Source organism: Pseudomonas sp. Z4-7, from assembly GCF_051131965.1.
Classification (GTDB): Bacteria; Pseudomonadota; Gammaproteobacteria; order Pseudomonadales; family Pseudomonadaceae; genus Aquipseudomonas.
In genome coordinates, this window is record NZ_CP071642.1 from 3098705 (window position 1) to 3112256 (window position 13552).

14 protein-coding genes are annotated in these 13552 nt (G+C 64.3%); 9 read left to right on the top strand and 5 right to left on the bottom strand.

Annotated features, from left to right (window positions below; translation table 11 throughout):
• Positions 1-9 precede the first annotated feature (9 nt).
• Together J3P91_RS14065 and J3P91_RS14070 are read right to left on the bottom strand one after the other, a co-directional pair.
• Complete coding sequence (locus tag J3P91_RS14065; protein ID WP_434600740.1) at positions 10-2187, bottom strand: type VI secretion system Vgr family protein; 2178 nt, start codon at positions 2185-2187, stop codon at positions 10-12.
• A gap of 367 nt (positions 2188-2554) precedes the next feature.
• Positions 2555-2896 (bottom strand): hypothetical protein, encoded by a 342-nt coding sequence (locus J3P91_RS14070; protein WP_434600741.1) that lies wholly within the window; start codon positions 2894-2896, stop codon positions 2555-2557.
• Positions 2897-3100: 204 nt separating this feature from the next.
• On the opposite strand from J3P91_RS14070, the gene J3P91_RS14075 reads away from it, so the two are divergent.
• The 3 genes from J3P91_RS14075 to J3P91_RS14085 are packed head-to-tail and all read left to right on the top strand — an operon-like array spanning position 3101 to position 5254.
• Positions 3101-3733 carry a TonB C-terminal domain-containing protein gene (locus tag J3P91_RS14075; RefSeq protein ID WP_434600742.1) on the top strand — a complete coding sequence of 211 codons (633 nt, stop codon included), beginning with the start codon at positions 3101-3103 and terminating at the stop codon, positions 3731-3733.
• On the top strand, positions 3730-4275 hold the full coding sequence (locus J3P91_RS14080; RefSeq protein WP_434600743.1) for a sigma-70 family RNA polymerase sigma factor: 546 nt from the start codon (positions 3730-3732) through the stop codon (positions 4273-4275). Before J3P91_RS14075 ends, J3P91_RS14080 begins: the two co-directional genes overlap by 4 nt.
• A gap of 37 nt (positions 4276-4312) precedes the next feature.
• Positions 4313-5254 (top strand): FecR family protein, encoded by a 942-nt coding sequence (locus J3P91_RS14085; protein WP_434605139.1) that lies wholly within the window; start codon positions 4313-4315, stop codon positions 5252-5254.
• Between the two features lie 504 nt (positions 5255-5758).
• Here the strand turns inward: J3P91_RS14085 and J3P91_RS14090 are convergent.
• Complete coding sequence (locus J3P91_RS14090) at positions 5759-6370, bottom strand: type II secretion system protein GspJ (protein ID WP_305501119.1); 612 nt, start codon at positions 6368-6370, stop codon at positions 5759-5761.
• A complete protein-coding gene (gspH, locus tag J3P91_RS14095) occupies positions 6367-6816 on the bottom strand; it encodes a type II secretion system minor pseudopilin GspH (protein ID WP_434600744.1) in 450 nt (149 codons plus the stop codon). Before gspH ends, J3P91_RS14090 begins: the two co-directional genes overlap by 4 nt.
• A gap of 120 nt (positions 6817-6936) precedes the next feature.
• Between gspH and J3P91_RS14100 the strand changes: the two genes are divergently transcribed.
• Positions 6937-7368: a type II secretion system protein N gene (locus J3P91_RS14100; RefSeq protein ID WP_434600745.1), complete on the top strand. Its 432-nt coding sequence runs from the start codon at positions 6937-6939 to the stop codon at positions 7366-7368.
• Positions 7369-7519: 151 nt separating this feature from the next.
• Here the strand turns inward: J3P91_RS14100 and gspI are convergent, their stop codons facing one another.
• Positions 7520-7894 (bottom strand): type II secretion system minor pseudopilin GspI, encoded by a 375-nt coding sequence (gene gspI, locus J3P91_RS14105; protein ID WP_434600746.1) that lies wholly within the window; start codon positions 7892-7894, stop codon positions 7520-7522.
• 147 nt (positions 7895-8041) lie between these two features.
• Here gspI and gspG point away from each other — a divergent pair, with 147 nt between their 5' ends.
• From gspG to gspD, 5 genes are read left to right on the top strand one after another with little or no spacing between them, the layout of a single operon-like run.
• Positions 8042-8491, top strand: a complete 450-nt coding sequence (gspG, locus tag J3P91_RS14110; RefSeq protein ID WP_434600747.1) for a type II secretion system major pseudopilin GspG — start codon at positions 8042-8044, stop codon at positions 8489-8491.
• 8 nt (positions 8492-8499) lie between these two features.
• Positions 8500-9483, top strand: a complete 984-nt coding sequence (gene gspK, locus J3P91_RS14115) for a type II secretion system minor pseudopilin GspK (RefSeq protein ID WP_434600748.1) — start codon at positions 8500-8502, stop codon at positions 9481-9483.
• Positions 9480-10661 carry a type II secretion system protein GspL gene (gene gspL, locus J3P91_RS14120; protein WP_434600749.1) on the top strand — a complete coding sequence of 394 codons (1182 nt, stop codon included), beginning with the start codon at positions 9480-9482 and terminating at the stop codon, positions 10659-10661. Before gspK ends, gspL begins: the two co-directional genes overlap by 4 nt.
• Complete coding sequence (gene gspM, locus J3P91_RS14125) at positions 10654-11199, top strand: type II secretion system protein GspM (protein WP_434600750.1); 546 nt, start codon at positions 10654-10656, stop codon at positions 11197-11199. The genes gspL and gspM overlap by 8 nt, the downstream gene beginning before the upstream one ends.
• Complete coding sequence (gene gspD, locus J3P91_RS14130) at positions 11196-13550, top strand: type II secretion system secretin GspD (RefSeq protein ID WP_434600751.1); 2355 nt, start codon at positions 11196-11198, stop codon at positions 13548-13550. Before gspM ends, gspD begins: the two co-directional genes overlap by 4 nt.
• Positions 13551-13552: the final 2 nt, after the last annotated feature.

The window sequence follows — 13552 nt, forward strand, 5'->3', positions numbered from 1 at the left end:
CTCCGTGGCTCAGTTCTGCAGAATTTTCTGGCCTTTGACGACCACATTCTTGTTGGCCTTGATGTTGATGGCGCCAGAGCCATCGACGGTGATGTTCTTGCCCTTGATGACGATGCTGCCGTCCTTCTTCATGGTGATGCTGGCGGCGCCGGTAGTCAGGCTGATCGAGTCGCCGGCGTTGAGCACGAAATGCTTGCCCACATCCAGGCTGTCGTTCTGTTTGATCCCCGTGCTGCGGTTCTGGGCAACGTCGCGGGATTCGTTCTGGCCGATCCGGGTGCTCTGGTTGCCGTTGATCTCGACCCCTTCGTTGCCCTGCACCGTTTCATTACGGTTGCCCGCGATGTCGATGGTCTCGTTGCCACCGACGTCCTCGGTGCGGTTGCTGGCGATGCTGATTTTTTCGTTCGCGCCGACTTTTTCCGTGCGGTCCGCGCCGATGGTGATGGTTTCGTTGCTGCCGACCCGTTCGGTGCGATTCGCGCCGATGCTGATCTTTTCATTGCTGCCGACATCCTCGGTGCGGTCGACGCCGATGGAAATGGTTTCGTTATTGCCTACCGTTTCGGTACGGTCGTGTTTGACCTGCACGGTTTCATCGTTGTCGACGGTCTTGCTGCGATCATGGCCGACCCAATGGGTTTCGTCGTTCTCGACCTCGATGTCCTGGTTCTTCTCGGCGTGAATGAACAGCTGCTCCGCGCCTTTTTTGTCTTCCATGCGGATTTCATTGAAGTTGGCCTGCGTGCCGTCCTTGCTCGATCGGCTTTTCACGCCGCTCTGAGTGGCGTTGGCCGGCAGTTGGTAAGGCACGGTCTGTTCAGCGTTGTAGACGCGGCCAGTGATGATCGGCCGGTCCGGGTCGCCTTCGAGGAAGCTGACGATGACTTCCTGGCCGATTCGAGGAATCTGCACCGAGCCCCAGTTCTTGCCGGCCCAGGCCTGTGAGACGCGAATCCAGCAGGAGCTGTTTTCGTTGGACTGATCATGGCGATCCCAATGGAAATGCACCTTGACCCGACCATACTGGTCGGTCCATATCTCCTCGCCACTGGGACCCACCACCACCGCGGTCTGTGGACCGCGGACAATCGGCATGGCCGTGACGGGGAGGGGGCGAAACGCCTGGCTGGCATCCATGCAGTCCAACTCGCTGACGAACTGTTCAGCCTGTTCCTGCTGCCCGCTTTCGTAGGCTTCCTGGCGGATCTGGTAGCGTGCGACGACTATCAGGTATTCGCGGTTCTGGTCCGCGCGGTCATAACCGGTCAGCGTGAACAAATGGCCGGAACCCAGCCCGCGAGCGCGGCCACGTAGCTGCACGCGCTCGAACTGGCTATGGATGGCTTCGATGCGGGTTCGCGCATAGTGATCGCCATCGTTGCTCTGGACGTATTCACCGGGGTAGTCGAAGAGCGGGTATTCGCCATTGCTGTGGTTGCGCGGCACACTGGAGCGCACCTCAAGGCTGGCGCGCGGCCGCAGGAAGTCATAGTCGTTCAGCGCCAGCGAGCCGGGTTGCACTTCACGGGCCATCTGCCAATCGTAGAAATGGTCGCGCTCGCGCATCTGCCGATCGGGCGGATAGAAGGGCACCGACGCGTAGTCCGCCGCCGTGGAGTGAGCGCCGTAGGCATCGGCCAGCACCAGTACATGGCGGGACTTCTCATGGCGGAAGTAGTAATAGATGCCTTCCTGCTCCATCAGCCGACTGACGAAATCGAAGCTGGTCTCGCGGTACTGCACGCAATAATCCCACTCGCGGTAGCTGCCGCTCAGGCTGTCTTCGAAGTCGGAGAAGCCGAGATCGCGAAATACCTGCTTGATGATGTCCGGCACGGTCTTGTTCTGGAAGATCCGGCAATCCGAGGTGCGGGTGAGCAGCCAGAACCAGGGCCGCAGGCTGACGCGATACCCGGCGAACTGCCCGTGCCCGGTCAGCTGTCGACAGGTGCTGACAATGCCGTGGAAATAACGTTTGCCTCCGTCATAGAGCTCGAGGGTCAGGCCCATCGGCTTGCCCAGCAACTGGTCGAACTTGATCGCCCGGTCTTCGGAGGTGAGGTCCAGCTCGTAATGGAACAACCGCCCCAGCTCTTCGCTGCCGTCCATGCTTTGCAGCAGCAGGACATCGCCGCCGAGGGGACTGTCGACCTGCACCAACCGGTTGTTTTGCGTGATTGCCATTACGGCGTCCCCTGGCTCACGTGCGAGCGGCAGTCAGCCGTTCAGGAGACTGGGCAGCGTCCTCAGCCAGGCAGGCAGAATCAAGGGGTGTGGCGCTTTGCTCAGATAGTTGTACATACACCACAGGGGGATCTCCATATCGGCCTTGAATCTATCCAGCCAAAGCGAACGCGCAATGGATCCTTTTACGCGAATCATCCAAACCTCCACCGTATCGATAAGTGGAGGCTATCCATTTAGTCTTATTGGTTATAGCAGCCATTCTGAATAACGCACATAGGACAGCTGTTCTATGCGTATGGCGACTCGTGGCGTCGCGGCCACTGCGCAAGCGAGCGCAGGCAAACTGTCGCTTCAGAAAAAGCGTCTATCTGGGCAGCGGCGAATCAGGTACGGGAGCAGGCGGTCGCTGGGGCTTGACCGACGTGCCAAAAGTGTTGCCCATGCGTACGCCGGTGGCTGCCGGCGTCGCGAGGCCGACACTGTTCGGTGCGCGTTTGTCGACCGGCACATCCAGCCTGTCCTGCGCGTGTTGCGCAGCGGCGGCGGTCTCGGGGTCGTTGCCCATCTGGCGGCTCAGGCAGTTGTAATCCGGTGTCTTGTAGCCGCCGACAGTCACCTCGATACAGGCCGGGGCTTCTTCGCCCTGGACCCCGGGCAAAGTCATCAGCAAGCCGATTCCGGCTGTCATGCTCATCCACTGTTTCATCGTTGACCTCCTGGCCCGCCACGGTGGTGGCTCATCGTTTCGACACCAGTCTAGTGCCGCGCGCGGGATTTGTGTCGGGTGTCATACGACATTCATAAACACCCATCAGGATGACGTTTTTCAACGGATACGTCAGTCGTGCAGCAGGGCATAACCGGGGGCGGACGCAGGCGTGGATTGGCCAGGGCGCCCTTGGGGTGGCTGATGGTGGCGTGGTGTCTGCTAGCCGGGCCGGCCCAGGCAGTCGGCATGGTGGACCTGGACATTGCGCCTCAGGAACTGGCCCCGGCACTGGAGCAATTCAGTCGGGCCACAGGCATGGCGGTGCTGGTGGATCACGCCTTGTCGAACCGGCGCCAGACGATGGGCGTCCAGGGGCTGTTCACGCCTGCCCAAGGGCTGACTGTTCTGCTCAGTGGTACCGGGCTGGCGGCGCAGTATGCCCGTGCGGATGCATTCACCTTGCAACCGGTACAGGTTCGCGAGGTGCCATTACCGCCGGGCGCCACAGCCGGATTGAGCGACAACAACTATGCGGCAACGATCCAGGCGGTCATCCAGCGCAACCTGTGCCGTTCGCCATTGACCCGACCGGGCAGTTTTCGCGCGTTGTTGCAAGTGTGGATCGGACGCGACGGCGTGGTGCAAAACAGTCGGCTGGTCAGTTCCACGGGTGATGTGTTGCGTGACAAAGCCTTGGTCAACAGTTTGCAGAACCTCAGGATCGACCGTCCGGCGCCCAGTTCGCTGCGCCAGCCGGTGACCCTGCTTTTGTTACCCGATTCATCAGGAAAAAGCATGGAATGCACAGCAGGGGAAGAGGTGTTCGGGCAATGAAAGACGCTGGCCGCAGCCCGATGGTCAAGCTGTTCCTCACCTCCTATGAGGATTTCAAGGTGCGCCTGCGCAGGCGCCTGGGTTCCGAGGAACTGGCCAACGATGTGCTGCATGAAACCTACCTGCGGGTCGACCGCATGGGCGACACGCCGGAGATCGTCCAGCCTAACGCCTACCTCTATCGCATGGCCCTGAACATTGCCGCCGACCGCCGGCAGTCCGATGCTCGTCTGCTCACCGGCAGCGAGATCGAAGAGCTGCTGCAAATCTGCGACGAAGCGCTGGACCCGGCTCGGGTGGTGGGTGGCCAGAAAGAGTTGCAGACCCTGCTTAAGGCCTTGTACGAGTTGCCGGCGCGGCGCCGCAGGATTTTCATTGCCGCGCGCCTGGAAGAGGCCCCGCACCTGGAGATCTCCCAGCGTTTCGGTATTTCCACGCGCATGGTGGAAAAGGAAATCAAGGCTGCGTTGGGGCATTGCGCCCTGCGCCTGGAAAGAAAAGTCATTCAGCGGTTCGGTCCCGGCGCGGGAAAACCGTCTTGAGAGTAGAGACCCGACCCCTTCATGAGTGTGTGTGCGCTTGAACATCTTCAGCATCGCGTCCCCTGACGATACGCCCGAGGCCAGACTGGCCGGCGAGGCCCGTGACTGGTTGATCCTGCTGACCTCGGGACGCGCCACCGTCGCCGATGCCCGCGCCTTGCGCCAATGGTGCGGACAGAGCGCCGAACATGCGCAGGCGTTCGAGCAGGCCAAGGCGCTGTGGCATGGGCTGCGACCGGCCGCCGAAGCGGTGCAGGGGCCTCGGCATTTTGGCCGTCGGGCGTTGCTCGGTGGCGCGCTGGCCGCCTCCGCGGGCTTCTTGCTGATCCGCGCCACGGTGCCGGGTGGCGTTTCCGGGCTCGCTGCGGACTACGTCACCGAAGTGGGCGAACAGCGCCGGGTCGAGCTGGGCGATGGCGTGAGCCTGGAACTCAATACCCAGACTCGCCTCAGCCGCCTGGCGCTGGCCGAGGGCGGGCAGGGCCTGGAATTGCTCGCCGGCGAAGTCGAAGTGTCCGGCGGTAGCACCGCGACGATCAACGTCCAGGCCGGCGCCGGCTGGATCAGCGCCGCGCGGGCCCGGTTCAATCTTCGCTACATCGATCAGAGCGTCTGCGCAACCTGTCTGGAGGGCGTCGTGCAGGTCCAGGTGCAGGGCCGGCTGTTTCGCCTCGAGCCGGGCATGCAATTGACGTACGACACCCGCCAGGTCAGCAGCCCACAGGCCGCCGATGTGTCCGCCGCCGTTGCCTGGCGCGAACAGGTGCTGGTGTTCAACGATGCGACCCTGGCCAGCGTCATCGACGAGATCAACCGTTATCGGCCGGGCATGTTGCTGTTACTCAATCGCGAGCTGGGCTTGCGCAAGGTCCAGGCCCGTTTCCGCCTCGATCAACTGGCTGGGGTGGCGCTGCTGATTCGCGACGCCTATGGCGCCAAGTGCACCGAGTTGCCGGGTGGGGTGGTGGTGTTGAGTTAGTTCTGCGGCGCCTGGGCCGGCCTCTTCGCGAGCAGGCTCGCTCCCACAGTTAGATCGGGGTAAAGCAGAAGAGGCAGGCTGCCTACCAGCCCGCCTCGCTCTTGATCCTGATCTTGATCTTGATCCTGATCTTGATCTGAGACGCCCCGTTAACCACGCTGGCCGAACGCAGGCATTGCGCAGTGGGCAACCCGGCATGGATGCCGGGTTAGCCGCGCTGGGCCATGGATGGCCCTTCGCGGCGGCCCACGGAGCAATGCCGGAGTGAGGGCACACCGAGCCCAGGCGAGGTGCCGAGTGGTGGGGCAAAGCGCTTTTGCTTACTTTTGGCGCTCCTCCAAAAGTGAGCCGCCGTAAGGGCGGAACCCTAAGCCGCCGTTACCGCAGCAACGGATATGTACCCAATCAACAAACCCCTGGCCGACCGTCAGGCCGCCATCGCGAGCAAGCTCGCTCCCACAGGGAAACGCGAGCAACCCCGCTCCCACAATCTTGAAGGACGGGCTACTCCAACGGCCCCAGCACCTGTCGATACTTCTCCGGCCCCTGCGGTGTCTGCCGAGTCAGGCTGATCTCGATGCCCGGCGGATCCTCTTGCCGGTTGCCGCTGAGTTTGCGCCAACCCTTTTCCCTGTCCCAGAACCGCAGACCCGCATCGCTGACCTCACTCAACACAGCCACGCCCGCGCCTGGTGCCGGTAGAGGGTAGTGGCTGCGGGCCTGGCCTTGAGCGCGATAGAGTGTGTCGCCCTTGAGCCACCAGCGTACCCGTTGCAAGCCGCCGCCCTGATCGGCGGCCTCACGGATAACGTCAAGGCGAAAACCCTGGCCTTCGGTGCTGCGCAGGGTGAGGGCGGGCGGGGCGGTCGAGGGCTCGTTGTCGATCCCTGGCTTGAGCGGTTCGCTCAACTCGACGCCGGCCCGCAGGGCCACATCGCGCTCCAGCTGGTTCAGCACCCGCAGCAAGGCTTCGGTCTGCTCGGTGCTGGCCTGCAAGTGGCTGTCGGCTCGGGTCACGCTGTCCAGCCCGCGCCACGCGATCAGGCTGATCACCGCCATCAGCAGGATCGCCACCATGACTTCAAGCAAGGTGAAGCCTGTCTCCCGGCCGCTCATTGAACCCATACCCGACCGGCGGCGCTGCGCTGCACAGTGAAACTGTTCTGGCCGTCGGACAAGCGGATCTGTAGCGGCACGCCGATCCATTCGGCATTGAGCACCACGCGTTGCCGGGGTTCCACACGTACCTCCATGGACGGGCTTTGCCACCGTCGCGGGCGCAGCTGCGGGTCTTCCTTGAAGCGGTCCAGTCCTGCGCCCTGGTCCGGGCGGCGGCTGAAGCCGAAGCCCTTGGCGTCCCCGCGCCAGTTGATCGGTCGCCCGTCGGCGCGGGCTTCCGTCTGGGCGAGCTGCAGCAGCTGGGCCAGCCGTTCGGCATCCTGGCGCAGCAGCTTCGCCGGGTCCGGTTTGATGCTCAGGCTCACGGCCGCGCTGGCGATGCCGACGATCACCAGCACCACCATCAATTCGATCAGGGTAAAACCGCGTTGCTTGCCGTGCATCCGGGCGCGCTCCTTTGCGTGGGTAATCATCGTGCACGCTGAAGATGATAAGGATGTGAAATAAAACGGAGAGAATTGACGCGTACGCTGGGCTCTGGAATCAAACAAGGAGATCAGGTCATGACGTTCACGGAACGAGTCTCCCCGGCGCATATCGTCCAGGCGCTGGGACTGGTGGCAGCGTTGGCCGGAGTGGCGACCTGGTCTTCTCTGCTGCTGACGTCCGCCGAGTCGCGCACCCCGGACGTGGCCCCGCAACGCCTGGCCGAGCGTTCCGACAGTCCTGCATTGCAGTGGTTTTCCAACCAACCGGCGGCGGTGGATATCAAGGTCAGCGGGGTCATGGCCGGTGCCCGCGGCGCGGTGGCGATCCTGAGTCTCAACGACGGGCCGCCGCGCAGTTTCCTGGCCGGCGAGCGGGTAGCCCAAGGGGTAAGGCTGGTAGCGATCGAGGCGCAGGCCGTGGTGATCGAACGCGGCAGCGAACAGACCCGGCTGGAACTGGCGCGGCTGCCGGATTCGGTGAGTTTACCGTCGCTGACGCGCCCCTGACCGCATCTGTTGTGAGGGCTCTTGTGGCGAGGGAGCTTGCTCCCGCTCGGCCGGGCTGGCGCTCCAGTGCGCAGCGACCGCAAGATTCCGGGGCCGCTGCGCGACCCAGCGGGAGCAAGCTCCCTCGCCACGGGGGAACATTTGCATCCGGTTATTTTTCCCGACTGAGCAAGGTCTCCAGCCGAGCCAAGGGCGGCGCCTCGCGGCTGCGGTCGGATACGCTCAGCTCGACCCGCAGCATCCGCCCGTTTTCCGCCGGGCGCAGGTTCTGCTCGCAGCGCAGCAGCAAGCGACCCTGATCGCATTCAAAAACTTTCATCCCCGGCGTCACGTGTCCCTCCAGGCGCAATTGCGCCAATTGGCTGCGAGCCGTCAGCAAGGCGATGGACTTGTCTCGCAGCAAGCCGTTGCTCTGGGTCATCACCGCCGCCACGCGCACTGCGGCCGACATGGCCACGGCAATGATCGCCAGGGCCACCAGCACTTCAATCAGGGTGAAACCGGCTTGTGGGGCTGGGCGTGACATCGGTCGGCTCGAGGGGCGAAAGCAGTACCCAAGCCTGAGCAATGTTCTTTACAGATTGACGACGCAAGCTCCTGAGCAATTTCAATATCGCTGACATATTTTCTTGCAACACTGCGCCTCGAATCGAATCCAGGAAGGACCGTCGAGATGCACATCGCCCCTTGTTACGCCCGTTCCCGAGGCCCACGCGGGCAGCGGGGCTTCACCCTGATCGAGATCATGGTCGTGGTGGTCATCCTCGGCATTCTCGCGGCGATGGTAGTGCCCAAGGTTCTTGATCGACCCGACCAGGCGCGCGCCACGGCGGCGAAGCAGGACATCGGCGGGTTGATGCAGGCCCTGAAGCTTTATCGCCTCGATCGCGGCAGCTATCCCAGCATGAATCAGGGCCTCAAGGTGCTGGTGGAGCGGCCGGCCGATGCCAAGAACAGTACTTGGCGTTCCTACCTGGACCGCTTGCCCAATGATCCGTGGGGCCGCCCCTACAACTACCTCAATCCTGGCGCGAACGGCGAGGTCGATATCTTTTCCCTCGGTGCCGACGGCCAGCCTGACGGCGACGGTGTGAACGCCGACATCGGCTCCTGGCAGTTATAAGGGCCGTGATGCGCACGAATTCGCCGACAGCGGCGAAGCAGCGCGGCATGGCGGTGATCAGTGCCTTGCTCATCGCTGCCGTGGTGGCCGTCATTGCCGGCGGCATGCTCACCCGCCAGACCCTGTTCACCCGCAGCCTGGAAGCCGAGCAACTGCGCATCCAGGGTGCGGCGCGGTTACAGGGCGGCCTGCAGGTGAGTCGCCAGTTGCTCTGGGATGTTCGCCAGCGCGATCCCTTGACGCGCTTCGGCCAGCCTTGGGCGAAACCTATCCTGATGCCGGGCTCCGGCCAGGTCGACACGCCATTCGAAGGGCAACTGGAGGATGAACAAGGCAAGTTCAACCTGCGCAATCTGGTGGTCGATGACCAGCTGGACCAGGAACAGCTGCGCGCCTTCGAGCGGCTGTGCGAGCAGTTGGGTGTCGCCGCCACGGTACGGGCGCGTATCGTCGAGCGGGTGATTGCTGGCTACCCGCGTCTGTTGAATCCGCCGCGGGCGGGCCAGGCGCCAACGAGCAGCACGTTCGACAGCGGCCGCAGCACCTCACCGGACGCCTCCGACACGCTGGCGCCGACCCGGCCGATGCTGCGCACTTTACAGGACCTGCTCAGCGTCAAGGGCGTCACCCCGGCACTGCTGGAAATGCTGGCCCCTTACGTCACGATCCTGCCGGCCAACACCTGGCTCAACGGCAACACCGCCAGCGCCGCGGTGCTCGCCGCCTACGTGCCGGGATTGTCGCTGCAACGCGCCCAGGCGCTGATCAATGAACGCGACGGTGGCCACTGGTTCATCAATCGCGGGGATTTCGTCAACCGCCTGCGCATGCCCGAACTGGATGTCAGCACCGTCAAGGTCGGCATCGCCAGCGACTGGTTCCGCCTGCGGGGCCAGGTGCGCAGCGGCCAACGGCGGGTCGAGCTGGATGCCTTGCTCCAATGCAGCCAGGACCGCTTGCCTCAGGTGATCTGGTCGCGGGTGGGTGTATGAGCCGTTTGCGCATTGCCCTGGCGCCGCTGGATCGCCTTGGCCTCGACAGCCCGGTGGCATTTGCCTGGCTGGATCGCCAAGGGCAGGTGCGTGAGGCCGGTCTCAGCACACTCCGGGCGCTTGGCCAGGGCACGAAGAAGCAGGCGGTCGATTGCTTCCTGCATCCGCGTGACAGCTTGCTGACGCGCCTGGAGCTGCCGCCGTTGTCCGCGGCGAAGGCTACCGCCGCCGTGACCTGCGCGGCCCAGGCGCTGATGCTCGGTGCCACTGAACAGATGCAAGTGGCCCACGGCCCGCGCGACGCGGACGGGCAGGTAGCAGTCGCCTGGTTGGACCGTGCGTCGCTGAATATATTGGGTCAGATCCTGCTGCAGGCGGGCCTCAAATTGCGCGGCCTGTATCCGGCCGCCTACGCCTTGCCGGTGTTGTCGGGGCCAGTGGCGTGTATCGAAGACGGGCACTTGCTGGTGCGCCATGGCTTGCAGCACGCGGTGGTCCAGCCGTTGCTGGAAGATGCGCTGGACGAGTGGCTTGTTGAAATGGGCAGCGGCCTGCATTGGGTGGGTGAGTCGCCGCCGCAAGTGACGACTGACAGTTTGCCCGTCACCCAGCGCTGGACGGGTGTCGCGCCGGGCTGGGGCCTGCATGCCGGGTTGACGCAGGGGCGTGCCGGGCGCGGCGGCTGGGGGCGGGCGGCGGGCATCTGCGCGCTGGCGGTGGCGGTGTGGGTGGTCGGGCTCAATCTGTATGCCAGCCGTGAAGCGGCCCAGGGGCAGCGGCTCAAGGCGCAGATGAGCCAACGGGTGAAGCAGGCGTTCCCTCAACTGCCGGTGATTCTCAATCCTTTGCAGCAGGCCCGTCAGCAAATCGCCGCGCGCCAGAGCGGTTCGCTGACGGAGCCTGGGCAGCGCTTCGCCAGCCTGGTAAGGCAGGCGGGCAGCGCCATGCCGTTCATGAGCGGCAATGTGCAGGAACTGGTGTTCGAAGACGCTGAGTTGCGCCTCAAGCTCGTCGCCGAAGCGCAGAAAGTCGCGGCGGGCGACGACTGGAAAATGCCCCTGGCCCAGGCCGGCATCGAGGCCGCGGCCATTGACCTGGGGTGGACGTTGCGCGTGGCTCCCGCCGGACAGGAAGCGCAAGACAGCCCCGACGAAAACCAGGAAGCGAACGATGAATAAGCTGACCGCGGCACAGCTGAAGGCGCGTTGGCAAAACCTTCGCACGGCCTGGCAGGGCCTGGCCGCCCGCGAGCAACGTGCCGTGGCCCTGGCGGCGTTGGTGCTCGGTAGCGGCCTGGTCTGGCTGGCCTTGATCGACCCGGCGTTGAAAACCATCGCTTATTGGCAAGCCGAGACCCCGAAGCTGCGCTCACAGACCGAAGCCCTCGAAGTGCTGCTGCGCGACGTTGGCGGACCTGCCCGGGGCCAATCCCTTGAAGTCGCCCTGCGCCAAACTCTGGATGCCGGCGGCCTGGGCGAGCGCTACCAGTTACAACCGCCGGGCACCGCGGCGCCGGACGCGTGGCAACTCACTTTCACCGACGCGCCGGCGGACGGGGTGATCGATTGGCTGCTCGGCAGTCCACCACAATTTTCCCTGGAAGTGATCGAGGCCCGCTTGCAGCGCACGGCCCCGGCCAGTTCCGACCCAACCCCCGGCACTCTATCCGGAACCGTTCGCATGAACCACGCGTCAAGCGCTAAGGAAGCTTCATGAAGGGGTCCAGATACCCGCGACATTGGCGCAAGGCTGCGCCGCTGCTGTTGCTTGCTTTGGGCGCGTGCACCAGCACGCCGCCGGCCTCGCAGCCACCGTTGCTGGTGGACAGCGAACTGGGCATGCCGCTGGGCAGCACCCAGCGCAGCGGTGACGCGTTGCTGGACCGGCAACGGGCCCAGGCGTCCCGCGAGCAGAAACCGCCGGTGCGGCATCAGGTCGACCTGACGGCCCGCGCCCGCACCCCGCGTAGCGATGCCCCTGCGAGCAATCCGTTGGGTGATCAACCGGTGACGCTGAATTTTGTCGAGGCCGATATCCAGGCGGTGGTGCGCGCCTTGTCGCGTTCCACCGGTCAACAGTTCCTGGTCGACCCGCGAGTCAAAGGCAACCTGACCCTGGTCTCCGAAGGCCAGGTGCCGGCCCGCCAGGCCTATGAAATGCTGCTCGCGGCCTTGCGCATGCAGGGCTTCAGCGTGGTCGATGTCGGCGGTGTCGCCCAAGTGGTCCCGGAAGCCGATGCCAAGTTGCTGGGTGGGCCGATCTACAATGCTGACAAACCGGCCGGCAACGGCATGCTGACCCGCACCTTTCGCCTGCAATACGAGAACGCGGTGAACCTGATCCCGGTGCTGCGCCCGATCGTCTCACCGAACAATCCGATCAACGCGTACCCCGGCAACAACACCATTGTGGTGACCGATTACGCCGAGAACCTCTCGCGCGTCGCCCAGCTCATCGAGGGCATCGACACCCCGAGTGCCATCGACACCGATGTGGTGCCGGTCCAGAACGGCATCGCCGTGGACATCGCCCAGATGGTTTCCGACCTGCTGGAGACCCAGGGCGGCGACCAGACGCAGAAGATCAATGTGATCGGCGACCCGCGCTCCAACTCCATCATCATCCGCGCCGGCAGCCCGGAGCGGACCGAGCTGGCGCGCAACCTGATCTACAAGCTCGACAACGCGCAGAACAACCCGAGCAACCTGCACGTGGTGTACCTGCGCAACGCCCAGGCCGCCAAACTCGCCCAGGCCCTGCGCGGCTTGCTCACCGGGGAAAGCGAAGGCGAGGGTAACGACAATTCGCGCTCGGTGCTCAGCAGCATGGGCGCCAGCACCAACGGCCAAAGCGGGCAGGGCAACGAAAGCGCAACCAGCCCCGTGAGTAGCACCACCTCGGGCAGCGCCAGCGGCTATGGCCAAGGCAGCAGCGGGCAAACCTCCAGCACGACGCAGAGCGAGCAGAACACTGCCTTCAGCGCCGGTGGCGTGACCATCCAGGCCGATGCCACCACCAACACCTTGCTGATTTCCGCGCCGGACCCGCTATATCGCAACCTGCGCGAGGTCATCGACCTGCTCGACCAGCGCCGCGCCCAGGTGGTGATCGAGAGCCTGATCGTCGAAGTCGGCGAGGACGATGCCAGCGAGTTCGGCGTGCAATGGCAGACCGGCAACCTTGGCGGCAGCGGCGTGATTGGCGGGGTCAACCTCGGTGGCACCGGGCTCAACCTCAACGGCAAGACCAGCATCGACGTGTTGCCCCAGGGCCTGAACCTGGGCCTGGTCAACGGCACCGTGGACATTCCCGGCATCGGCAAGATCCTCGATCTCAAGGTGCTGGCCCGGGCCTTGAAGAGCAAGGGCGGCACCAACGTCTTGTCGACGCCGAACCTGCTGACCCTGGACAACGAAGCGGCGAGCATCTTCGTCGGCCAGACCATCCCGTTCGTCAGCGGCAGCTACGTCACCGGTGGCGGCGGCACCAGCAACAACCCGTTCCAGACCGTGACTCGTGAGGAGGTCGGCCTGAAGCTCAACGTCCGACCGCAGATTTCCGAGGGCGGTACGGTCAAGCTCGACATTTACCAGGAGGTCAGCAGTGTCGACAACCGCGCCTCCAGCACCACCGGGATCGTCACCAACAAACGAGCGATCGACACCAGCATCCTGCTGGACGACGGGCAGATCATGGTCCTCGGCGGCCTGCTGCAGGACGGTTACAGCCAGAGCAATGATGCGGTGCCGTGGCTGTCGACGATCCCCGGCATTGGCGCGCTGTTTCGCAACGAGCGGCGCCAGGTCACCAAGACCAACCTGATGGTCTTCCTGCGGCCCTACATCATCCGCGACACGGCGGCGGGTCGCGGCATCACCCTGAACCGCTACGACTTCATGCGCCGCGCCCAAGGCCTGCTGCAACCGGAGCGCAGCTGGGCGCTGCCGGACGTGCAGGCGCCGCAACTGCCGGCCTCGGCCCGGGCGATTCCAGGCGCCACGCCCGCCGGGTTGCAAACGCCGAGGGCGGTGATCAAGGCGGTGCCGGTCGAAGGAGGCGCTCGCTGATG

What these genes read in the sequence shown, in the direction of transcription:
- J3P91_RS14065 (WP_434600740.1), bottom strand. Translation starts at nt 2,187, where the DNA reads ATGGCAATCACGCAAAACAACCGGTTGGTGCAGGTCGACAGTCCCCTC.
- J3P91_RS14070 (WP_434600741.1), bottom strand. Translation starts at nt 2,896, where the DNA reads ATGAAACAGTGGATGAGCATGACAGCCGGAATCGGCTTGCTGATGACT.
- J3P91_RS14075 (WP_434600742.1), top strand. Translation starts at nt 3,101, where the DNA reads ATGGTGGCGTGGTGTCTGCTAGCCGGGCCGGCCCAGGCAGTCGGCATG.
- J3P91_RS14080 (WP_434600743.1), top strand. Translation starts at nt 3,730, where the DNA reads ATGAAAGACGCTGGCCGCAGCCCGATGGTCAAGCTGTTCCTCACCTCC.
- J3P91_RS14090 (WP_305501119.1), bottom strand. Translation starts at nt 6,370, where the DNA reads ATGAGCGGCCGGGAGACAGGCTTCACCTTGCTTGAAGTCATGGTGGCG.
- gspH (WP_434600744.1), bottom strand. Translation starts at nt 6,816, where the DNA reads ATGCACGGCAAGCAACGCGGTTTTACCCTGATCGAATTGATGGTGGTG.
- J3P91_RS14100 (WP_434600745.1), top strand. Translation starts at nt 6,937, where the DNA reads ATGACGTTCACGGAACGAGTCTCCCCGGCGCATATCGTCCAGGCGCTG.
- gspI (WP_434600746.1), bottom strand. Translation starts at nt 7,894, where the DNA reads ATGTCACGCCCAGCCCCACAAGCCGGTTTCACCCTGATTGAAGTGCTG.
- gspG (WP_434600747.1), top strand. Translation starts at nt 8,042, where the DNA reads ATGCACATCGCCCCTTGTTACGCCCGTTCCCGAGGCCCACGCGGGCAG.
- gspK (WP_434600748.1), top strand. Translation starts at nt 8,500, where the DNA reads ATGCGCACGAATTCGCCGACAGCGGCGAAGCAGCGCGGCATGGCGGTG.
- gspL (WP_434600749.1), top strand. Translation starts at nt 9,480, where the DNA reads ATGAGCCGTTTGCGCATTGCCCTGGCGCCGCTGGATCGCCTTGGCCTC.
- gspM (WP_434600750.1), top strand. Translation starts at nt 10,654, where the DNA reads ATGAATAAGCTGACCGCGGCACAGCTGAAGGCGCGTTGGCAAAACCTT.
- gspD (WP_434600751.1), top strand. Translation starts at nt 11,196, where the DNA reads ATGAAGGGGTCCAGATACCCGCGACATTGGCGCAAGGCTGCGCCGCTG.